Consider the following 22,875-nt stretch of genomic DNA (forward strand, 5'->3'; position numbering starts at 1 on the left):
ACTTAGTCTACATTCCGATGACGTCCAGTTGCACGCTGCACCACTTTGGTGCAACATAGTGTTGTAATCGACTGAAATGCCCAAACAGGTGCATTTGCATAATTCGGAGTAGCTGATGGATACAAATTTATTGCTCAATCATTTAGTAACGGCTGTGCTCGTTATCAATGAAGAGCTTGAGTTACTCTACGTCAATACCGCTACCGAGCAACTGCTCGGTGTCGGCAGCAATCGGCTGACAGAGCAGCCGTTACCCGAGCACTACCAACTACTCGGCGTTGACCCTCAAGTCTTAAAACTCGCTATCTGCGACGGCCAAGGTCTGAGCATCAATACCGTGCCTTTAGTGACTATAGACGGTCAGCAACACACGGTAGATGTCACCTTGACGCCTCTTGAGCAAGAAAAGAATCTAGCATTGATTGAGCTGCGCCAAGTCGATCAACAGCGACGCATTCACCAGCAGTTAACCCAAGATGCTCAGCAGCAGGCGGCGCAATATTTAGTGCGTAATCTTGCCCATGAAATTAAGAACCCATTAGGTGGATTACGTGGGGCTGCACAGCTGCTATCACGCGAGCTAAAAGAGCCCGAACTCATCGAATTTACCGATCTCATCATAGAGCAGGCCGATAGACTGCGTAACTTAGTCGATCGATTGCTCGGCCCACAGAAGCCCACTCAGCATAGCCTCTACAATATCCATGAAGTGATCCAAAAGGTCGTCAAGCTGATCAACGTCACCCTGCCAGACAATATTGTGCTGACTCAGGATTACGACCCATCTATTCCTGATATCGAGATGGATCCGGATCAGCTACAGCAGACCATTCTCAATATTGTACAAAACGCAGTACAGGCCTTAGAGCCAAGCGGTGGCCACATTCGCCTTAAAACCCGTACTCAACATCAAGTCACCATAGGCACCAAGCGCCACAAATTGGTGCTGATGCTGTCGATTATCGACGATGGCCCGGGCATTCAACCTGAGCTTATGGATACCCTGTTTTATCCGATGGTCACAGGACGAGAGCAAGGCTCGGGACTGGGCTTATCCATCGCCCATAACTTTGCTCGTTTGCACGGTGGTCGCATCGATTGTGACTCAACTGCCGGCCACACAGAATTTACCATTACCTTACCTATCAATAGTTAATCAGAGGAAAACACTCGATGACAGAACAAGTTTGGATCCTCGACGACGATAGCTCGATACGTTGGGTACTAGAAAAAGCACTACAGAGCGCTAAATTTAGCTGCGCGAGCTTTGCCGCAGCCGAGTCACTATGGGACGCCTTAGAGATGGCGCAACCTCAGGTGATAGTCTCAGACATTCGCATGCCAGGCACCGATGGTTTGACGCTACTAGAGCGACTTCAGAATCACTATCCGCATATTCCGGTGATCATCATGACCGCCCACTCGGATCTAGACAGCGCAGTCAGTGCCTATCAAGCGGGCGCCTTTGAGTATCTGCCTAAGCCTTTCGATATCGATGAAGCCATATCCTTAGTCGATCGGGCACTGACTCACGCCAAAGAGCAGTCCTCGACCATTACCGCCGCCGAGCCGATAGTCGCCACACCAGAAATTATCGGCGAAGCCCCTGCCATGCAGGAGGTCTTTAGAGCCATTGGCCGCCTTTCTCGCTCTTCCATTAGCGTATTGATTAACGGTCAGTCGGGTACGGGTAAAGAACTGGTTGCTAGCGCGCTACATAAACACAGTCCACGCAAAGGTAAACCCTTTATCGCCATCAACATGGCGGCGATCCCCAAGGACTTGATCGAATCCGAACTCTTCGGTCATGAGAAGGGGGCCTTTACCGGCGCCAGTAGCGTACGCCAAGGTCGCTTCGAGCAAGCCAATGGCGGCACACTATTTTTAGATGAAATTGGCGATATGCCCCTTGATGTGCAGACTCGATTATTACGGGTTTTGGCAGACGGTCAGTTCTATCGCGTCGGTGGCCACTCTCCTGTGCAGGTGGATGTACGCATCATAGCCGCAACCCATCAAGATCTTGAGCAACTGGTGCATCAAGGCGATTTCCGTGAAGATCTGTTCCACCGTTTAAATGTCATTCGTGTGCACTTGCCGCCCCTGTCTCAACGTCGAGAGGATATCCCGCAGTTAGCCAGACATTTTCTGGTGATCGCCGCCAAAGAGATAGGCGTTGAGCCTAAGGTGCTGACCAAGGAAACCGCTACCAAACTGTCGCAGCTCCCTTGGCCGGGTAATGTGCGTCAGCTTGAAAACACATGCCGCTGGTTAACGGTCATGGCCTCAGGACAGGAGATCTTGCCACTGGACTTGCCACCAGAGCTGCTGCAAGAACCTAAGCTGAGTTCAACTCAAAGCAATGACAGTGATGACTGGCAAGGCGCATTAAAGCGCTTTATCGATCAGCGCCTCAGTAACGGTGATAGTGATCTGCTTACCGAAGTGCAACCTACGTTTGAGCGCATCTTACTGGAAACCGCCCTTCAACATACCAATGGTCATAAACAGGAAGCAGCTAAACGCCTAGGATGGGGACGCAATACTCTAACTAGAAAGCTAAAAGAGCTAGAAATGGACTAACCGTTTAGCGCCAATAATAGATAATAAAAAAGGATACCTATGGGTATCCTTTTTCATCAAACTAAGCGTTAAAACTGGTAATGCATACCCAGTGTCACTCTAGAAAAATCGACATCAAAATCTTCAGCACCGAAGTCGTCAGAATCTAAGTCTGTCGGGGTGTAATCGTACCCCAGTCTAAGGTTTAAGCTTTCAGTTAATGCCGCATTAACACCGGCACCGAGTGTAATACCAAAGCCTGAATAATCGATGTCGCTAAACGGGGCATCAATCACAACAGCAACAGAGGAGATCCCCACTTTGCCGTACAAAGAAAAAGTATCATTTAATACCAATGTAAATTTGGGGGTCACTGAAAAAGCAGCAGCATTGACACTGGCATATTGATTGTCGATCAAGTCGTTTGTTGCGTAAAGCGTGCCTTCTAAGCCAAACCACTCATTGAAATTGTAGCCGCCATAAACACCGTAACTTTGACCAGACTCAGTCTCGCCTTCAGCTTTCGCAGAAACAGCCCCTAACTCACCGCCCACATAAAAGCCTGTACGGTCAGTTGCAGCATTGGCCATAACTGAAGCTGTCATTGCGGTTATAGCGAGCGCTACCAATGGTATTTTTTTCATCATGATTCCCTTACATCGTTTTTTGATAAAGGCAATCTAGCATAGTGAAAATAACAGTCGATACAAAGTGATACAAACAAGTCCGATTATTACCCTACCCGATCAAATCAGTCCAGATCCGGCAACAAGCGGGCAACAATACCGCAACCCAATCACACTGGGTCTTGATGAATAATCACCTCAGACTCGATAAACTCAGCTCGCACCCGCTCCGAGGTCTCAACGGCAATTTTATGAGCTTGATGTAAGCTCAAGTCGCCGTCTAGTTCTAAATGGAACTGAATAAACATAGTCTTACCCGACTCACGAGTACGCAAATCGTGGATCCCTCTCACCTGAGGATCTCGCTTAGCAATTTCAGCTATTTTCTCTCGGGTCTCATCATCAAGCTCTCTATCGAGTAGTGACTGCACCGAGCGGTAGGCTAGACCAATGGCTTGCTGACCAATAAATAGCGCAATCAGCACGGCAAATAGACCATCGGCCCACCACCAACCATATTGAGACAAAATTAGCGCCAGTAATACCGCAGCATTTAAAAATAGATCTGACTTGTAATGTAAGGAGTCAGCTTCGACAACTGTGCTTGAGGTTGCCGCCAAGGCCTTTTTCTGTAGCATCACCAAGGCAAAAGTCAGCACTATCGCGATAATTGACACAACCACACCCAAGGTAGCGTGTTTCACCTCTACCGGATTAATCAGGCGCTCACCACCATGGAAAAACAGCAAAAATGCTGAGCCTAAAATAAATGCTGATTGCGCAAGCGAGGCTAGAGGCTCGGCTTTACCGTGACCATAACGGTGCTCCTGATCGGCAGGTACTATGGCATAACGGATTGCAATGAAATTGACGATTGAGGCCAAGGCATCGGCAAAAGAGTCAGTCAAAGATGCCAACATACTGGCCGAACCAGAATACATCCATGCCGCAAGCTTGATGATAATAAGGGTTAAGGCTGTCGCAACCGCAGCACGGCTGGCCAACTTAACCCAGAAATCGTATTGGGAAGTGCCATTCATAAAATCTGTTTACTGTTTGAGTAAGGGAAACACAGATCCTAAGTTTATAACAAACTTGAGGAAAAAACTGATGATTAGCCTCAAGTTAATACCAATCAACCCAATAGATAAAAACTATTGGGTTGATTGGTATTGGGAACATAAAACGACTTATCTTTTATGGTGCTTAGCAAAACGCTGTTTGAACTTCTCTTGCTGCTCAGGCGTTAGCAGTTGATAGGCTTGGTTTTGCAATTTCAGCATATCCACAGCCTTCTGTTGACGCGCCTCTTGCTTAGCAGCCAGTGCCTGTCTCACTGCACCTTCGCTGAAGTTGGTGGTGGTGATAAAATCTAGCATCTGCGCTTTCTGGGCCGTACGCTGCTCTTTTGTAGGACGGTTCTGTTTCATCTCGTCACGGTGTGCAGTGAACAAGGCTTTAATTTCAGTCTTCTGCTCATCTGTTAGATCTAAACCACGGAACATCTTGCGCATGTCGTGATGACCGCCACGCTCACCTTTCATCTGGTGGTAACCGCTTTTACCATCGTGCGAGCCGTGGTTATTTTCACCAGCACTCACACCAGCTGTAAGTAATGCACTGCTGGCCACTATGGCAAGCAAACCTGCTTTTAACGTATTCTTTTTCATCAAAGTAGCCTCATTTAAATTTGCTCAGCACTGCTAAGCTTGATTTGACGCTTATCAGTTTAGTAGGCTCAATGTAATGTTGGGTTTATATAGCGTAAAGCTCTGTAAAGCTGCTTAAATATCTTTGCTATGACGTAGAATAACGAGATCTTTACGTTGAATTACACTCCTAAACCGCAATTGACACCAAACAGAGTATACTCGCCGTAGTAAGGGTACATTTAGAAGGTAAATATGAGCCGTATATTATTGATAGATGATGACTTAGGTCTATCTGAATTGCTTGCACAACTATTAGAGCTTGAAGGTTTTGAGCTAACTTTGGCCCATGACGGTCAGTCCGGGCTCGATCTGGCTATAGAGCAGCAATTTGACCTCATTTTACTCGATGTAATGCTGCCGAAACTCAATGGTTTCGAGGTGTTACGTGCGCTGCGCAGTAAAAAACAAACTCCAGTACTCATGCTCACCGCTCGTGGCGATGAAATCGATCGCGTAGTGGGCTTAGAGATAGGCGCCGACGATTATCTGCCAAAACCCTTTAACGATCGTGAATTGGTTGCGCGTATTCGTGCCATTATTCGTCGTACTCATATTCAACCAAACGAAGCGCCACAACCGACCCACCAGTACGGTGACATCAATTTAGATCCCGCTCGCCAAGAAGTACACTGCCAAGATCAGCTCATCATACTCACAGGAACCGAATTCAGCCTGCTGTTTGAACTCGTCAAAAATGCCGGTGAGCTCGCGAGTAAAGAGGCCTTAAGCGAAAAGGTGCTAGGTAAGAAGTTGATGCCTTTCGACCGCAGCTTAGATATGCATCTTTCTAACTTGCGTAAGAAGATGCCGGAACGAGATGATGGCCGCCCTCGAGTGAAAACCATTCGTGGTAAAGGCTATATCTGGTTACCTTAAATGCAGCTAACAAAAAACCCCAATAATATCTTCGTTAAGCTACTGCTGGGTTTTTGGCTGTGTAGCTCTTTGATCATCGCCCTTATCGGCATGCTGCCGTTATTACAGCAGAACCATGATCAATCTGAATTACCAACGCCTCTCGAGCGCATGCTTGAGAAGAGCGCCCAACGCATAAGCAAAAGCCCACAGGTATTAGACTCAGACAAGCTCAAACACTGGAGCCGCTTTAAAGAGTTTAAAGGTCGCCCAGCCCGCATCTATTTAGTCGATGAGTATGGCAAGGTGCTCAATAGCCATAAACAGTCTCGTTCACTGAGGCGCTTTATGCTAATGGCCGATGAAGCCGGCCACCCAATTAAACATCAATTTAGGGATGAGCTGATTTTCGGCCCCTATAACTTTGAGATAAAAGGTAAGCCTTACAGCCTATACGGACGTTTACCAGAGCACCACCCAAGGCCTTGGTTCTTCTTCTTTATTGACAATAAGATCCTCACATTAAGTATTGCCATTATCTTATCTGGCCTGCTATGTGGCTTATTTGCCTGGCATCTCGGCAAGCCGCTACGCTCACTTAAGCGCAGCGCCGATGCACTCGCCGATGGTGATTTAAGCAGCCGAGTCGACATGGCAACGGTTAAGCGTAACGACGAAATAGGTCAACTGGCCCAAGCCTTTAATGTTATGGCCGACTCTGTTGAGGATATAGTTAACAGCCAACAGAGGCTGATTAGCGATATCTCTCATGAGCTGCGCACCCCGCTGACAAGACTCAAGCTCTCTTTGGCACTGAGTCGTAAGAAAGGGCAAGAAACACCTGAGATGGAACGAATTGAGTACGAAGCCGATCAACTCGAGCAGATGATTGCCGAGCTGTTAGAGCTGTCTCGTGTGAAGCTCAATGCCAACGAGAATAAACGTAACCTTGAGTTGGCCGAAACCTTAAGCCAAGTCTTAGACGATGCCGATTTTGAAGCCCAGCAACAGCAAAAGCAGCTGCATATCGACATCGATGAATCTATCGTGTTACCGCTTTACCCTAGGCCATTATCTAGAGCGGTAGAGAACCTGCTGCGCAACGCGATTCGCTACGCCAATACTCAGGTCTCGATTCAAGCGACAGCAGGTGCCAACGGTATACAGATTGAGATTATCGATGATGGCCCAGGCATTAGTGAAGAAGCGGACCTAGAAGCGATTTTTAAACCTTTCTATCGCCCACAGTCGGCGCGAGAGAGAGAGTCTGGCGGCTGGGGATTGGGTCTGGCGATAGCCAAGGCTGCAATACAGGCGCATCAAGGTAAGATCACCGCAGTCAATCAACCAACTAGCGGGTTAAAGGTCTACATTAACTTGCCTCTACAGTAAGCGCTCCATCAGCTAAGCTGCATTTGCTGCAGGTTCAAGCCGGGCAAGCCAGCTGGCATAATCCGCCTGCTTTGGAATGCGCTTATTTGAGTGCCCCATCAACTGGGATAACGCATAGCTAAATTGGTAGTACAGACTCGCGTCGTCATATTGCTTACCGGCATCATCACTGTTAATCAGTGCGCCGCGCAAGTAGTTGGCAACAAGCTCGGCACGGTTAAACCCCTCAACTACCCCAACGGCCTTTATGAGGTCGTTATTCCATCGAACATACTCCCCATAAACCTGTTCGAATGCTTCGCGATTGTCCTCGCTCGCTTGTTCCAGCAGTTCGGGGTTAGGCATCACTCGCGAGATGATAAAGCGGTCATACAACAGATCATCGCGTAATCCCCAACAATGATGCATTAAAAAACGGCAGAGATAGTCTTGATATAAGCCATCATCGATCGCAGCTCTTTCAAGGCGTTTTTTATAGTGTGCAGTCGCCACCGCCACAACTAAGTCAGCCTCACTGGGAAAATGATTATAGATTGTGCCCTTAGAGATCTGACTCGCCTCAACTAAGTGGGAACGGCGCAGATCAAAGCTTTTGTGACCACGTAAACACCGCTCTGCAATTTCTGTTAAGTAGCTTTCTCGCTGTTGCCAGTTACTCATGTCGACCTCTTCACAAATCTAACAATCAATTGAAATTTAGTTCACATTGATAAGGTAGCAACCTAGGTAACATCAGGGTATTGAGTAATACTGATAGCATCATGAATAAACTCAATAGCCCATGTTAAAAATTGAACTATTAGAAAGCTTTATTGCTGTAGTTGAATGTGGAAACCTTTCCAAGGCGGCTGAGAAACTTTGCCGAACCCAATCGACTATAAGTTTACAAATCAAGAAGCTAGAAGAGAGTGTCGGCCAACCTTTGTTACTTAGAGATAACAAAGGTGTGACCATGACTGATTCAGGTAAGACGCTGCTTAACTACGCTTATAAGATGTTGCAGCTCAGTTCTCAAGCGATCGACGAGCTAAAAGATTGTCAAAATCGTGAAGTCATACGACTCGGAGTGCCGACAGATTATATCAATCGCTACCTAGGCAGTTGCCTGCTAGAGTTTATTCGTGAATTTACCTGTATTGAGTTAGTCATAGACACCGATGTCAGTGGCAACCTCTATAAGCGGCTACATAATGGCGAGTTCGATGTGATTGTCGCTACCCATTGGCAAGCCCCTGCAGCTGGCCATGGCGAGTTGCTATTTGAGCGCCGCTTTCATTGGGTTGCCGCAAAAGGTGGCAGTGCCCATAAACGCGAAACCGTGCCTATGGCACTGTACCCTGAAAACTGTCCGATCCGTGCTCAGGTTTTTGCCAATCACCAGATCTCCATGCGTCCCATGAGCGTTCTGCTATCGACACCTTCACCTGCAGCCATGTGTATGGCGGTGGAGAATGATCTCGTTATCGCCCCTATTGCTGAGTTTCGTATCAGCGATAAGATGCAGATCATCGATCCGATTGAGCATAACATTCCGCCGCTACCGCCTTTTAATGAGTCACTGTATCTCAACCCAGAAACGCAGACGGAAGCGACTAATCAACTGATCAACTTGATTAAAGCCAACGCGCATGAACTTGGTGAAGTCCCCCAAGCCTATTTACTGGGCTAAAGAAGTTTTAGTACAAAAAAATGCCAACGTATTCGTTGGCATTTTTTATCAGTTTTCAGCTAAGCAGTTATGACTGGATTTAACTAGAAATAGTAAGCTAAGTTGATATTGAAGCGATGATCCCAATCATCATTAGCTTGGGTCAACCCAAGGCTGTTGCCACCGAGCCAAAGCACATTTTTTGCAGAGTAATAATCTACGTAAACGAATACTGGTCCATAGCTTAATGAAACACCTGTGGAATTAAGTATCGAATCGTCAAACTCCTCAAAGTCTGGTTGTACCATACTAAAATCATTGTATAGCGTTAGACTCCCCCAAGAGGTACCGATACTTTTAGACAAGTTAGCGGTATAGATATTCCCCTTGCTCGCGACTTCGTAAAAACCATCGAGCATGCCCATACCTATCTTATTAGGATCGATTTTACCATCATCATACTGATCGAAATCAAATGCTAAATACTGGGCTTGGAAACCCCAGCCGTCATAATTCAGATCAAGATGCACGGCGTAATTAAGCGTGTCGCCATTCTCACCAAATTCTGAGTTATAAAGCTGACCATATTCAATAGAAGCGCCGATAATCGTAGTCAAATCACCACTGTTTAAGGTAAAGCTTTGACGACCAGCAAAGGTATTGGTCTCTTCGTTGTTATAGGTGGTATCACCTACAGTACCTTTAGCGACTGTACCGGCAAAATCCCGATGATCTGTAGAGCCATAGATGGCATTTTTAATGAATGCGACTTCGGTTAATGAACTACCATTTTGATATTGAGCGCTCACACCTAGACCATAATCATCCTCAAACCCCATATAGTAATTCAGGCTGTACCACCAGTTATGGGACGCGTACCCATTATTACCAAAGGGTTTGCTGATAGCACCACCGCTTATTGTAAGGTCTTCATTGGCATCCCAATAAGCATACCCATACTTTAAATGATCATATCCATCATAAAACCGATATTCAGCTTTAACGCCAATATCATTCTATTTATCAGAAAAAGTAATAGAAAATAAATTAAAATCAAAATCACCTAATTTATCTTTTGAAGACTCAGAGTAATCACTATAACTGTAATTGGCTCTAACTGAACCACCGATATTTAAATCATCAGCAACAGCGGAATGACTTGCAAATGCCATCAAGATTGACGCTGGGATTAATACATTTAATTTATTCATCACAAATATCCATTTCAATTAAATATAAATTGCGTTAATACGTACAACGTTATCATATTAATACAATTTATATTTCGACGACGTTAGAAGAGGTGGCAAAGTCATTACCACCCATACTTATAAATTGACTACCATTTCAACTTAGTTAAATCGCACTGAATGACTTCACCACGTTTAGCTGGTGTTCCTGGATTTTCAGCCGACTCACATAGCAATGTGGTGCCATAATCGTTACGCTTATCATTGGCATTACTACGGGCCCAAACCGATACAATGGCACGCTCTTCAGGTTTGGCTTCACAACTGCCATCGACATCGAATGCATGAATAGTATTTTGATGGAAGTAGATAAGGGGATCTTGCTCGCTGCTACCGGATAACCACATGGTTTGTGAGTTATGCTGACCTTCGTCAAACTGCACACGGCGCATGGTATCGTCTTCCTTCACCGTCTTAACTAGAGGTGAATCTTCACGCACGGCAATAGTCTTGAATTGATTGGCACAAGCAGGCACGCGCATGTTGTAGTACATCTCTGAAATCGCATGGTTATGAAACGGATATAAGGTATCGACTGACTGAACCGTCATACCAACCTCAGCTCCGACTTTTTCACCGTTAATCTCATCGATACGCAGTAATCCCCAATGACCGAAGATCTCGGCATAGGCATAACCCCCACGAATATTATTAAAGTTCTTATCGTTGCGCTTGCTCTCTTCGGCGTACATAGGGAACCAGCCCGCTGCAGCCCATAGGTTTGGTAAAGAGTTGGCACTAATGTCATAGGGGAAGACGGCTGGCATTTTCACTTCATCACCAGTTACCATCTTGTAGAAGTTTTTAGTAAAGCTTTCACCGTATTGCTTCACTTGTTTATCGGTCACTTTTTTATCGAAGAACTCAGCAAAGGTTGTGCGATTAAAATGCTGAGCAACCGGGGAGTTCTTGGTTAACTCACCACCGGGATTATAAATCCAACTCACATCTTCACGTGCGCCAAAACATTTTTTCGCCTCATCTGCATTGTTTAGCACCTGATAGATATTCTTCACCATCAACTTCATGTCGCGGCGATCCATCACACACATATGCTGGCCACCCTCGGTTGAATCTATCATGGCAGTATCAGAGTTTAGGCATCCACTGACTTGATCATTGGTTAACGCCACTGCATAAGCTTGCAAATAAGATAGCGTTTCATCCCATAGGATATCGATATACTTTTGATCTCTCGCACTATATTGAGGTGAGTCACCTAAACACTGAAATTGCGCATTCTCAATATCATTATTATCGAGAAAATCAGGAATATCTGCAGCGACAACACTACTTGATAATAACAAAGACCCGAACAAAAATTTAAAACTCATACATCACCCTTTAATATTTTTAATAAGTAACCCCTTTTCCTAAATGAAATAATAAACATGGAATTAATTCCAAAAAACTAGCAAGCTCAACATAAACAACATTCAATGTTGTATAGCTCACAATCACGGCTAAAAACACAAATCAAAATAAAGGCTATTTATAAAACACAGAAAATAGCAAAAATGGTCACAGACACGCCGTCCGTGGCGCAGCTTTAATGGGGAGCATCTTCTAGCTAATGCCTGTCACCATTTGTGCTAAAAAAGGAACGCAAGAATTAAAGCTTTAATTAGATAACGTACTTTAAAGAGAACATTACACGATTTAATTCCGCTGAATCGCCATTCTGCTTAGTATTCTCAGCATACATATATTCAACACCCACTGTAATTGGCTTAATTGGAGAATATAATAAGTTGATATAGCCAGAATAGGACTCTTTATTAACTTTCCCACCCGTTAAAGACTCATTATTATCAGCTTTGAAACCAGATAGAGTGACACTAGAGCGCCACTTTTCATTCCACCAATGACGATAAGATACAAACCCTCCGTAAGAGTCGATAGTTTCAATATCACCATTGTTATCAATGACACCTGCATTGGCATAGTTCAATGCCATATAGCGACCTAAGCCCGAACCCGCTGTAGCGGAGAACTTAAGATCATCGTTACCAACAGGAACAACACCAGTCATACTCAAGCCGTATGCCATTTCCTGTGAATCGTAGTTTGCATCTTCAATATTTAATTGGCGCACTAAAGCTGCAAAAGAATACTTAGATCCACCTTGGGTATTGATGTTATAACGAGCAATAAAATCAGGAACCATGCCACTGCCGCTAGTAAGTCTTCCTCCACCCATATCAACATTTGCCGTCAATGTTGTTTCAGGGTTTTCTATCGCAAACTGAAAACCACCATTGGTGTAACGAACCTGTGTTTGACGAACGAATGGTGTACCTTCTGCGGCACCAACAAAGTCTAGGTTTTCAGGCAATGCCGCTGGATTTTGAAAAGTCGTCCAAGTTTGACCAACTAACCAATTATCGAAGCTTACTAGCGCATGACGAATTCTAGGAGAGTAACTATTCGACACACGTTCATTACCATCCGCATGCGTCATAAAGTCTAACTCTATAAACCCTTTTAACTTATGCCCATTAATATTACTGAGGGAACTAAAGTTAAATCTTGACTCTCTAGCTTGAAAGTCAACAACTTGCTCTCCATTATCAGAAACACCATATATAGTCCCAGGCACATAAAACTGTCTCGAAATATGACCTGAATCAGGTGCACCATTACTATAATCACTAAACATTACGTCAGCTTTTACATATCCACCAAATTTAAAAGTAGTATCACTAGCATTTGCACTACCACTTAAAATAGCTAAAACAGACAAAGCCAATATATTTTTATTCATTGTTCACCACCGTAATTATTAATATAAATACAACCCATCTTTCATACAAATAATACAGTTGGAACCAATTCCAAAAGCAAATGAAACGCATATTTAACAAGATGCACCAAAAGATATATCAATTTCGTTAACAAGGTCGCATAAAAAAACCCTCAATAAGAATTGAGGGTCAAAATAAAACAATGCAGGGAAAAAAGGCCATAACTTAAATATGGCCCGCACTCATTATTTAGTGTGGTTGAGATGAAACCACACTAAATATAATTGAGTTAATGTTACTTCTTAAACTTATCAAACTTAAACGTATGACAGTTGCTACATAGTGGTTGCTTAGTACCATGTTCGCTATGACATTCTTGGCAAGGAAGCTCTTTGCCATAGTGCAAGTTGTTATGTGGATTCTGCCACTTATCTTCTTCACTACGTGCAGTTTGCTCTGCTAAGTCATCAACATCATGACACTGTAAACAAGCCTGATCCGATGGGAATTGCTTAATGCCATTGTCATGACATGTTTTACAATCTTTTCCGATCACTTCTTTATGGTGGTCACGTATTTCTACAGCTTGTGCAGACAAGGTTAGTAGGCAACCAAAGGTTAGCGCTAATACCGCTTTTAATTTACTCATCGCTCATTCCTCTTATTATCTGGCAAACTTAGGCTTTCATGACACTGCGTGCAGCTGTCATACCCATCACCATGCATTCAGGAATTGAGCAACTACCTAAACGGCTCACACCATGAATACCACCACACACTTCACCGGCTGCGTATAGCCCAGGAATTGACTGTCCTGTAAAGCTGTCTTTTACTTCGGCTTTAGTGTTGACCTGCACACCACCTTGGCAATAGTGCACTTTTGGCCATAAGCGAACCACGGTAAATGGTGCTTGAATGTACTTGTCTTTGGCCTTGGTCATGTTCTTGCCAAACTGCTTATCATCACCGGTCTTAACGTACTCATTGTACTCAGCAATTTGTGCTTTAAGCGGCGCTAATGGCACATCAAAATGTTTAGCCAACTCTTCAACAGAATCGAACTTCCAGCCCACGTTGTACTTGATCACTTTCTTGGTATTTGGATGCTTCTTAGAGTCCTTGTAGCTAGTGATCAAGATAGGAGGCAATGCGTTACCTTTCTCATCACGGCAAGCAAGTTCTGCATCGGCACGAGTCTTACGGTCAGCAATTTCGTTCATGAAACGCTTACCCGTTAAACGGTTAACAGCCATTGAATGCGGGAAATTGTAGATAGAGTAGTTAGACACATAGCCAAAACCACCTTCATCTGGAGATGCCCAAGGGCCTGACTGGATATGTGCTAAATGCACTGGAATAGCGCCGAGACGGAACATCTCGTACATACCTTCACCTGTCGCACCCGGTGCGTTAGTACAACCAACTTCAGATGTCAGTGTCGGATCTTGCGCCATGCGCAGATCAACATTTTGCGCGAAACCACCTGTAGCCATAATCACGCCACGCTTAGCGCGGATGTTAATAACATCGCCAGGTTGGTCTTCACCGAAGTGATAGTTCTGACGCATTTTCACGCCAACCACTTCGCCTTTATCACCCACTAAGAAACCTTCGAACTTTGCACGGTTATGGGTATGAACGCCTAACTTACGGCACTCTTGTAACAAAGGCTGAGTGATACCCGCACCACAGCTCACTGTGGTTTGGTAGGTACGTGCCACTGAGTGACCACCTAGCTGCTGTAGATAAGGGTGGTATTCAGAACCCGCATCTAATGTCATCTGCAGTGCTTCAACCGCATGCTCGGCTACATGACGAAGCAGTGCTTCATCGGCAATACCGCGACCTGACTTCAGCTGATCGTTAACCATACGATCAACAGAATCTTTAACGCCTTCTTGCTTCTGCATCGGCGTACCTGGTGCAGCAAATAGGCCACCATTGATTGCTGAGTTTCCGCCGAAATACGACATCTTTTCAAAGATATGTACGTCTTTTGCGCCTTTACGCGTGGCTTCAATCGCCGCCGCTAATCCCGCAAAACCCGAACCGATAATTAGGACTTCAACTTCTTTGTCCCATTTTACGCCATCCGCTTTCTCAGAAATGGCCAATGCTGGTGCAGCCATCGCGACACCTGCTGCCGCTCCCATTCCTTTAATGAAATTACGGCGTCCTAGCAGATCTTTATTGCTCATCTGTCATCACCCTATTAGTTTTATTAGACGCAATAATCATAGGGCTGGAATGAGTTCCAAAACGGGAGTTAAATAAAGGTTTCCAAGAAACAATAAAATAACATCTGCAAACTCAAAGCTAGATCCAATGTTTGAGTTTTTTACTACTTTAGGAGTATTTTGGAACCGATTCCAAACGCTGACAGATAGCAAACTATTAAGCAACAATCACAATACACATCTGACTTAGCACTATTATATTTGATTTATACTAGCGACTGAACGTCAGCATTTTACAGTACGAAATAGCACCGAACACAAGCGTTAAACCTTTGTAAATAAAAGGCGAATATTTCACCTGCACTCAAAATCATTATCAGCATTATTGGATAAGCTTTTCGGCCTAAAGACTTATATGCCATCATTACCCCTATAGGCTTTAGCCAATTAGCTTAAAACTGTCACGCTAAAAGCATCACCTTAAAGGCAATTATGCTGACGTTGAAACTCTCACATTGGCACACAGATGTTAGTACACAAGGATATTATGGAATTAGAAGAGATCTACCGCCAAGATCTGAGCTTATTGATCGCCCTGCAAATTCTGGTCGAAGAGCGAAGCGTGACCCAAGCGGCCAAACGATTACACCTAAGCCAGTCGGCCACCAGCCGTATCCTGTCTAGATTACGAGAGATGCTCGATGATCCACTATTTTCTCGGGTGGGTCAGCAGCTGGTGCCGACCTCTTTTGCACTCGAATGCTACCAACAGTTACGTCAACCAACTGGACAGTTAATCGAGCTATTAACCCCAAAAGCCTTTGTGCCGGAAGAGTGCCAGCAGCAATTTTCTATCGCGGTGACCGATTATGCTATGCAAGCATTAATCCCTTTCATCTTGCCTGTCATTTACCAAAAAGCGCCACAGATCCGCCTCGAAATAGTGCCAGTACAGCAAAAAGAATTACAGGCGCAACTCAGTGTTAAAGGCGCAGATATGGCAATCTGCCGCGCCATCGGTCAGACCGGAAATTTACAGCAAACATTCCTCGGCAAAGTGGGGGTAAGCTGTTTAGTGTCGCCAAATCACCCACTGGCGAGTAGCGATATCACCCTAGAGGATTATCTGCATTACCCCCATGCAACTATCGCCATCAGTGATGGGGTAAAAGCCTTGCTCGACGATGCCATAAGTCAATATCCCGCACGTACCGAGCTATTGCGCACTCCACATCTGGATACCGCGCTGGCGCTACAATCGGTCAATCCGCTGATTATTACCCTGCCGGAAGGCATGGCCGAAATAGCCGCCCAGCGACATAAATTAAAAGTCAAACCCCTGCCGTTTAAGCTGCAAAGTCTAGATTACAACCTGTTCTGGCACTCGCGCTGCGATCAAGACAAGGCGCAAAAATGGCTGCGTGAAGAGATTGCACATACGATCAAAGACCTGCTGTCACAGACGCCGCAGAATATGCAATAAAGTCGTTGTTCTAAAAGCAAGGACCTAGATCCTAGGACGCTACGCTGCGAGGACGGACTACGCCCTACTAGGAAGTAGCAAAGGCTAAAACAGTACCTTTTCCGCTTCTTAGCTGTTCGGCTTTTCCGTCTTTGCTTTCCCTAGAACCTTTCTCAGCCTTTCCTAGGACCTAGATCCTAGGACGCTACGCTGCGAGGACGGGCTACGCCCAGCTAGGAACAACAAAGGCTAAAACAGTACCTTTGCCGCTTCTTAGCTTTTCGGCTTTTCCGTCTTTGCTTTCCCTAGAACCTAGAGCCTTTCTCAGCCTTTCCTAGGACCTAGATCCTAGGACGCTACGCTGCGAGGACGGACTACGCCCTGCTAGGAAGAGCAAAGGCTAAAACAGTACCTTTTCCGCTTCTTAGCTTTTTCGTAAGCGCAGCGTTCCGTTAGGCCACTGGCCGTTCGTCTTGTACCGTCCTAGCCTTCCCTAGGACCTAGGACCTAGGGAACCTTTTTACAACTGGACTAGCACTCGGCCTGTCACTTGGCCTTTGATGATGCGCTGTGCAAATTCAGGCACTTGCTCAAGGGCGATAGTCTCGCAAGCATCTTCGAAATAGCTAGCTGGCAATAAGTTAAGCACTTGCTCCCACGCCGCTTGGCGCTTCTCAAATGGGCAAGAGACTGAATCAACACCCAGTAAATTTACGCCACGTAAGATAAATGGCATCACGGTTGTCGGTAGCGCAAAGCCGCCCGCTAGACCACAGATTGCAGCCGCGCCGCCGTAGTTCATCTGTGCTAATGCTGTAGCCAATACCTTGTTACCGACGGTATCAACCACGCCAGCCCAGCGCTGCTTTTCAAGCGGACGGGCATCAGCTTCAAGTTCGCTACGATCGATCACTTCACTAGCACCCAGCTTAGTCAGTAAGTCACCATTTTGCTGAACACGACCTGAGCTTGCCACCACACGATAACCTAACTGCGCTAGCAAGGTCACCGCTACACTTCCCACGCCACCACTGGCGCCTGTTACTAATACATCGCCGTCTTCTGGCTTAATACCCGCATTCTGTAGTGCTTGGACACACAACATAGCCGTTAAACCTGCGGTACCAATCTGCATCGCTTTCGCCGCGTCACAGTTAGCTGGCATTGGCACTAACCAGTCAGCTTTTACACGAGCCTTTTCTGCTAGGCCACCCCAGTGGTTTTCACCCACACCCCAACCTGTAAGGATCACCTTGTCACCGGCTTTATAACGCTCGTCGCTTGACTCAAGCACGGTCCCCGCAAAGTCGATACCCGGCACCATAGGGAAGTTACGAATGATTTTTCCCACACCCGTTACCGCTAAACCATCTTTATAGTTCAGCGATGAACATGAAACATCAACCAAGACTTCGCCTTCAGGCAGATCAGCCTCGGTGATTTGGCGAACATTCGCCAGCGTCTTCTTTTCTTCTTGGGTCAAAACAAGTGCGTTAAACATGACAAGTTCCTATTTAAACTGATGGGAGAAGCATAGGGCATAAACCTCTATGAATGAAGTGCATATTTTGCATAGGGTTAATGCGTAGGATTCATAGAGCAAGTTGAACTAGGGAGCTCAACTCCGATGTCACAACTCATCAATACTAAGCATAAAAATACCAGCAAGCTAGTCGACTTTTTTCCTATCTACTCAGTTATCAATTATCTACTACACTGAATTGTTGCATAAAAATCACACAAGGAAGATAAGCATGATCTATAGCAAGCCAGGTACACCCGACGCCATCATTAACTTCAAGCCTCAGTATCAAAATTTCATCGGTGGAGCATGGACTAAGCCTATTAATAACCTTTACTTTGACAACACTTCTCCCGTTGATGGTCAAGTGTTTTGCCAAATACCGCGCTCTGGCTCGGTCGATATTGAAATGGCACTCGATGCCGCCCATGAGGCTAAGGAGGGTTGGGGAAAAACATCAGTCACCGAACGTGCAAACATCTTGCTGCGCATTGCCGATCGCATCGAGCAAAATATTGAGTCATTGGCTGTCGCCGAGACTTGGGATAACGGCAAGGCGGTACGCGAAACCTTAGCCGCCGATTTACCATTAGTTGTCGACCACTTCCGCTATTTTGCTGGCTGTATTCGTGCCCAAGAAGGTAGTGCCGCCGACATCGATGCTAATACCGTGAGTTACCACTTTCCAGAGCCTCTAGGCGTTGTGGGTCAGATCATCCCATGGAACTTCCCACTACTAATGGCAGCTTGGAAAATTGCCCCCGCCCTCGCCGCGGGTAACTGTGTCGTGCTTAAGCCTGCCGAACAGACTCCAGTGTCGATTTTAGTACTGCTTGAGCTTATCGAAGATCTACTGCCAAAAGGCATACTCAACGTGGTCAACGGTTTTGGCACCGAGGCAGGCCAATCGCTAGCCACCAGCAAGCGTATTGCTAAGCTGGCCTTTACAGGCTCAACTGAAGTCGGTCATCATATTTTAAAGTGCGCCGCAGAGTCGTTAATCCCATCGACCGTCGAGCTTGGTGGTAAGTCACCCAATGTCTATTTTGCCGATGTAATGGACCATGAAGATGAATATCTCGATAAGGCCGTCGAAGGCATGCTACTAGCCTTCTTTAACCAAGGTGAGGTTTGTACCTGTCCATCACGGGCATTAATTCACGAGTCGATTTATGACAAGTTTATTGCCAAGGTGATTGAACGCTGCAAAACCATCAAGCAGAGCAACCCACTCGATACCGACACCCAAGTGGGGGCGCAGGCCTCACAAGAGCAATTTGATAAGATATTAAGCTACCTAGACATAGGTAAAGATGAAGGCGCAGAGGTGCTGATTGGCGGTGACTTATGCAAACTTGAAGGCGATCAAAGCCAAGGCTTTTACATTACACCAACCATCTTAAAGGGCACCAACGACATGCGCATCTTCCAAGAGGAGATCTTCGGCCCAGTGATCTCGGTGACCACCTTTAAAGACGAAGCGGAGGCTTTGGCTATCGCCAACGATACCGAATACGGTTTAGGGGCCGGAGTCTGGACTCGGGATATGAATACCGCCCAGCGTATGGGACGCGGCATTCAAGCTGGACGTGTATGGATTAACTGCTATCACGCCTACCCCGCTCACGCCGCATTTGGTGGCTATAAGAAGTCGGGCATTGGTCGTGAAACCCACAAGATGATGTTAGACCATTATCAAAACACCAAAAACCTACTGATCAGCTACGATGCTAATCCGTTAGGCTTCTTCTAACCTACCTCCTATAACCAAAGTAATTACAGATGCAGCAAGACGACAGACAAATTTAGCCCCATGAACTTAGTCCGCTAAGTAATTGGGATAAATAAGAGTCATCAACGTAGCAGCATCTTCAAGTAGGAAGACGATAATGTAGGCTGGTAATTTCCATTACCAGCCTACTGCTTGCCCAACCTAAGTCGCTCACCGACTCACTTTCAAATAAGTTGAGAGCTTTCGCTTCGAATTTCCAAATTGGAAATCACTGTTTATCGGCTTTTCACTATAAGAATCCACTCATCACGCCTTAAAATATGTCCATAAAATATTAGTGGATATTGCACCATGACCGTTGAAAACAGACTCGCTCAGATAACTCGTGATCCTAACCTTTCGCCAAAGCAAAAATCTAACTTCTTAGCCTTAGAAGCAGAGGCTAGCCTGCCCTATATGCCGGTGTCTGAAGCCGTTGCAGAGGCCAAGGCACAAGGTATTATCTGCGATATGTTTGAGGGCAACGCGCCATTCAAGCCAAGATATGTGCTGCCCGATTACACCAAGTTCCTTCAGAATGGTTCCGAGTACTTAGAGCTAAGTCCGGCGCAAGATTTAGATGAAGCGCTCAATGCACTGACGATTATTTATCACCACGTGCCATCGGTCACCAATATTCCCGTCTATCTCGGTCAGCTCGACGATATTTTACTGCCATTCTGCCAAGGCCTAGAACCAGAGACTATCTACCGAAAGTTAAAGCTATTCTGGATCATGCTAGATCGCACCCTGCCAGATGCCTTTATGCATGTGAACATAGGCCCAACTGACAATATCGTCTGCCGCACCATTTTACGCGTCGATGCCGAGCTTAAGCAGATAGCACCTAATCTGACCTTTATGTATGACCCAGAGATCACCCCAGACGAGCTACTACAAGTCGCCGCTAGCAATATCTGTGAGTGCAGCAAGCCACATATTGCCAATTACCCACTGCACGCAAATAGCTTCGATGACAAAGGCTTTGGTATTGTCAGCTGTTATAACTCGCTGCCACTCGCAGGCGGCGCGAACACCTTAGTCAGGCTGAACCTGAAACAAGTCGCGTTACAAGCCAATAGCCTAGGCGATTTCTTTACCCGAGTGCTACCTCACTATTGCCAGCTAACCTATGAGTTAATTGATGCACGCGCCAAGTTTTTGCATGAAGAGTCTAACTTCTTCAACAGCTTCCTAATCAAAGAAGGTCTGATTGAAGAATCACGTTTTGCCCCTATGTTTGGTATCTACGGCATGGCCGAAGCGGTCAATATCCTGCAGGGCACGCCTGATTTCAATGAAGACAACATCGATAAGCCTAGCAGCCATTACGGCCATAATGCCGCCGCTAACGAACTCGGCCACAAGATCTCAAAAACCCTCGATGGCATAGTAAAATCGACTCAAGTGAAATACGGTTATAACGGCCTAGCCCTGCTGCACTCACAAGGTGGCATTAGCATAGATAAAGACGTCACACCGGGCGTGCGTATTCCTTATGGTACAGAGCCAAACCCAATTGCTCATATTCAAGCCCTAGCCGAGCATCATCAGTATTACACCTCAGGCATTAGCGACATTCTCACCATAGATGAGACGGTAAAAGCTAACCCACAGGCGATGATGCAGCTGTGTAAAGGCGCGCTGATCCTAGGTTTTCGAGAGTTTACCGCCAACGTAGCCTCAAACGACTTGGTACGTGTCACCGGCTATATGATTAAGCTTTCGGATATCGCTAACTTTAAAGCAGAGGGCTCGCGTACCAACACCACTTGGTTAGGTGCAGAAGCGGCAAGCAATACCCGCATTCTTGAACGCCAACCTCGGGTGGTAGCTCATGAGCAGTCGCCTGCATACGCTAAATAACGCTCAAGTGTATAAGCAAAAATGAAGGGCTTAGAGTAACAGATGGGTAGAGTCGCCACCGTTAACCAAATCATCCCCTTCTCTTGTGTCGATGGGCCAGGCAGCCGTCTGGTCATCTTCCTGCAAGGGTGTAATTTTAACTGCAAAAATTGCCATAACCCGTACACCATAGACATGTGCGACAGTTGCGGCGACTGCGTGACCACCTGCCCTGTTGGCGCCCTGACTCTAACCACTGAGCAGGGAAGAGCGAATGGCAAAGCAAGTAAGCAGAGAGTCCTGTGGGACAGCGAGCTATGCACTCATTGCGATACCTGTTTATCTACCTGCCCTAGACAATCTAGCCCTAAGACCCGCCAATACAGTGTGCCGCAGATGCTTGAGCTTATCCGCAGCCAAGTCTTTTTTATCAACGGCATCACAGTAAGCGGCGGCGAAGCCACCTTGCAACTTCCATTTATCGTCGAGCTATTTAAAGCAATAAAAGCCAGTAGCGATCTCAGCCAGTTAAGCTGCATGATCGACAGTAATGGTTATTTATCGGAGGCTGGTTGGCAACAAGTGATTCCTTATCTAGATGGCGCGATGATCGACCTAAAATCTTGGCAAGAGCACACCCATCGTTACATTACCGGCCGTGATAACCATCGAGTATTCACGAGTTTAAAGTTGCTCGTCGCAGCAGGTAAACTATACGAAATACGCTTACTGTATATTCCAAAAATCAGTGATATTGACTCTGAAGTTAACGCTATAGCCGGCTATCTAAGCCAGTTACCCGCTAGTGTTAGGGTCAAACTCAACGCCTTTCAACATCATGGAGTAACCGGCGAAGCCCTTAATTGGCCAACTTGCAGTGAACAGCAGATGGAAGAGTTAGCAACACGACTAACCGAACGTGGTGTACGTAACTTGGTGTTACCCAATGTTTATTTGTAGGCTTTCTTGCCAGCCTAGTGTGGCGCTTTGCGGTAAAGCGGTGAACCTTTCGGTTACCATTTCATAGGTAGTATTTGCTGTATCTTCCCACATCAGTGGTTCCAATTTGCTGAAACTGTCGCACAGTTTAGAGCTAAAATCATGAACCTTCGATTTATCAATGCCTAGGCAGCATTTGTTGTAGCTTCCGACATCGCTGGTTCCAATGGCTTGCAGCCGGCGTATGTGCAGAGGTTAAGGTTTCCTTTGCTTGAAACCAACTCAGGCTTTCAATCTAAAGCTGTGAACCTTTGATTTGCTAATGCTTAGGTAGCATTTGCAGTAACTTCCGACATCTATGGTTCCAATG

Annotated in this window: 20 protein-coding genes; 9 read left to right on the forward strand and 11 right to left on the reverse strand. The window is 45.8% G+C overall.

The genetic code is table 11. The features are described 5' to 3' along the window. Positions 1-115 precede the first annotated feature (115 nt). Entirely contained in the window at positions 116-1,156 is a 1,041-nt protein-coding gene (glnL, locus tag Q1A86_RS02770; protein WP_299802761.1) for a nitrogen regulation protein NR(II), read from the forward strand. 17 nt (positions 1,157-1,173) lie between these two features. Beyond that, a complete protein-coding gene (gene glnG, locus Q1A86_RS02775) occupies positions 1,174-2,583 on the forward strand; it encodes a nitrogen regulation protein NR(I) (protein WP_299802762.1) in 1,410 nt (469 codons plus the stop codon). A gap of 68 nt (positions 2,584-2,651) precedes the next feature. On the opposite strand, the gene Q1A86_RS02780 is transcribed toward glnG, so the two are convergent. The 3 genes from Q1A86_RS02780 to Q1A86_RS02790 all read right to left on the reverse strand — a co-directional run bounded on the left by Q1A86_RS02780 (position 2,652) and on the right by Q1A86_RS02790 (position 4,858). Further along, entirely contained in the window at positions 2,652-3,209 is a 558-nt protein-coding gene (locus Q1A86_RS02780) for a porin family protein (RefSeq protein ID WP_367277872.1), read from the reverse strand. 149 nt (positions 3,210-3,358) lie between these two features. Then, positions 3,359-4,228: a cation diffusion facilitator family transporter gene (locus Q1A86_RS02785; protein WP_299802763.1), complete on the reverse strand. Its 870-nt coding sequence runs from the start codon at positions 4,226-4,228 to the stop codon at positions 3,359-3,361. 150 nt (positions 4,229-4,378) lie between these two features. Further along, positions 4,379-4,858: a Spy/CpxP family protein refolding chaperone gene (locus tag Q1A86_RS02790; RefSeq protein ID WP_299802764.1), complete on the reverse strand. Its 480-nt coding sequence runs from the start codon at positions 4,856-4,858 to the stop codon at positions 4,379-4,381. Positions 4,859-5,092: 234 nt separating this feature from the next. Here Q1A86_RS02790 and Q1A86_RS02795 point away from each other — a divergent pair, with 234 nt between their 5' ends. Further along, positions 5,093-5,776 carry a response regulator gene (locus Q1A86_RS02795; RefSeq protein ID WP_299802765.1) on the forward strand — a complete coding sequence of 228 codons (684 nt, stop codon included), beginning with the start codon at positions 5,093-5,095 and terminating at the stop codon, positions 5,774-5,776. Continuing rightward, the gene (locus Q1A86_RS02800; protein ID WP_299802766.1) at positions 5,777-7,147 is read left to right on the forward strand and encodes an ATP-binding protein; all 1,371 of its coding nucleotides are present in this window, start codon (positions 5,777-5,779) and stop codon (positions 7,145-7,147) included. Positions 7,148-7,159: 12 nt separating this feature from the next. Here Q1A86_RS02800 and Q1A86_RS02805 read toward each other — a convergent pair whose 3' ends face one another. After that, positions 7,160-7,807, reverse strand: coding sequence for a TetR/AcrR family transcriptional regulator (locus tag Q1A86_RS02805; protein WP_299802767.1), 648 nt, complete (start codon positions 7,805-7,807; stop codon positions 7,160-7,162). Between the two features lie 121 nt (positions 7,808-7,928). Here Q1A86_RS02805 and Q1A86_RS02810 point away from each other — a divergent pair, with 121 nt between their 5' ends. Continuing rightward, on the forward strand, positions 7,929-8,816 hold the full coding sequence (locus Q1A86_RS02810; RefSeq protein WP_299802768.1) for a LysR family transcriptional regulator: 888 nt from the start codon (positions 7,929-7,931) through the stop codon (positions 8,814-8,816). An 83-nt stretch (positions 8,817-8,899) separates the two neighbouring features. Here the strand turns inward: Q1A86_RS02810 and Q1A86_RS02815 are convergent, their stop codons facing one another. The 6 genes from Q1A86_RS02815 to Q1A86_RS02840 all read right to left on the reverse strand — a co-directional run bounded on the left by Q1A86_RS02815 (position 8,900) and on the right by Q1A86_RS02840 (position 14,987). Then, a complete protein-coding gene (locus tag Q1A86_RS02815; RefSeq protein WP_299802769.1) occupies positions 8,900-9,634 on the reverse strand; it encodes a hypothetical protein in 735 nt (244 codons plus the stop codon). 177 nt (positions 9,635-9,811) lie between these two features. Next, positions 9,812-10,006, reverse strand: a complete 195-nt coding sequence (locus tag Q1A86_RS02820) for a hypothetical protein (protein WP_299802770.1) — start codon at positions 10,004-10,006, stop codon at positions 9,812-9,814. Positions 10,007-10,134: 128 nt separating this feature from the next. Then, positions 10,135-11,379, reverse strand: coding sequence for a hypothetical protein (locus Q1A86_RS02825; RefSeq protein WP_299802771.1), 1,245 nt, complete (start codon positions 11,377-11,379; stop codon positions 10,135-10,137). Positions 11,380-11,669: 290 nt separating this feature from the next. Next, positions 11,670-12,809, reverse strand: a complete 1,140-nt coding sequence (locus Q1A86_RS02830; RefSeq protein WP_299802772.1) for a DcaP family trimeric outer membrane transporter — start codon at positions 12,807-12,809, stop codon at positions 11,670-11,672. Between the two features lie 275 nt (positions 12,810-13,084). Continuing rightward, on the reverse strand, positions 13,085-13,438 hold the full coding sequence (locus Q1A86_RS02835) for a cytochrome c3 family protein (protein WP_239889389.1): 354 nt from the start codon (positions 13,436-13,438) through the stop codon (positions 13,085-13,087). Between the two features lie 28 nt (positions 13,439-13,466). Continuing rightward, entirely contained in the window at positions 13,467-14,987 is a 1,521-nt protein-coding gene (locus tag Q1A86_RS02840) for a flavocytochrome c (protein ID WP_299802773.1), read from the reverse strand. A 505-nt stretch (positions 14,988-15,492) separates the two neighbouring features. On the opposite strand from Q1A86_RS02840, the gene Q1A86_RS02845 reads away from it, so the two are divergent. Next, a complete protein-coding gene (locus Q1A86_RS02845) occupies positions 15,493-16,449 on the forward strand; it encodes a LysR family transcriptional regulator (protein ID WP_299802774.1) in 957 nt (318 codons plus the stop codon). 499 nt (positions 16,450-16,948) lie between these two features. Here Q1A86_RS02845 and Q1A86_RS02850 read toward each other — a convergent pair whose 3' ends face one another. Continuing rightward, the gene (locus tag Q1A86_RS02850; RefSeq protein ID WP_299802775.1) at positions 16,949-17,929 is read right to left on the reverse strand and encodes an MDR family oxidoreductase; all 981 of its coding nucleotides are present in this window, start codon (positions 17,927-17,929) and stop codon (positions 16,949-16,951) included. A 253-nt stretch (positions 17,930-18,182) separates the two neighbouring features. On the opposite strand from Q1A86_RS02850, the gene Q1A86_RS02855 reads away from it, so the two are divergent. From Q1A86_RS02855 to Q1A86_RS02865, 3 genes are all read left to right on the forward strand, one after another. Then, positions 18,183-19,703 (forward strand): aldehyde dehydrogenase family protein, encoded by a 1,521-nt coding sequence (locus Q1A86_RS02855; protein WP_299802776.1) that lies wholly within the window; start codon positions 18,183-18,185, stop codon positions 19,701-19,703. A gap of 330 nt (positions 19,704-20,033) precedes the next feature. Then, a complete protein-coding gene (locus Q1A86_RS02860; RefSeq protein ID WP_299802777.1) occupies positions 20,034-21,587 on the forward strand; it encodes a YjjI family glycine radical enzyme in 1,554 nt (517 codons plus the stop codon). Positions 21,588-21,629: 42 nt separating this feature from the next. Then, positions 21,630-22,526: a YjjW family glycine radical enzyme activase gene (locus Q1A86_RS02865; RefSeq protein WP_299802778.1), complete on the forward strand. Its 897-nt coding sequence runs from the start codon at positions 21,630-21,632 to the stop codon at positions 22,524-22,526. The last annotated feature ends 349 nt before the right edge of the window (positions 22,527-22,875 follow it).

This window comes from uncultured Shewanella sp. (genome assembly GCF_947497935.1).
Classification (GTDB): Bacteria; Pseudomonadota; Gammaproteobacteria; order Enterobacterales; family Shewanellaceae; genus Shewanella.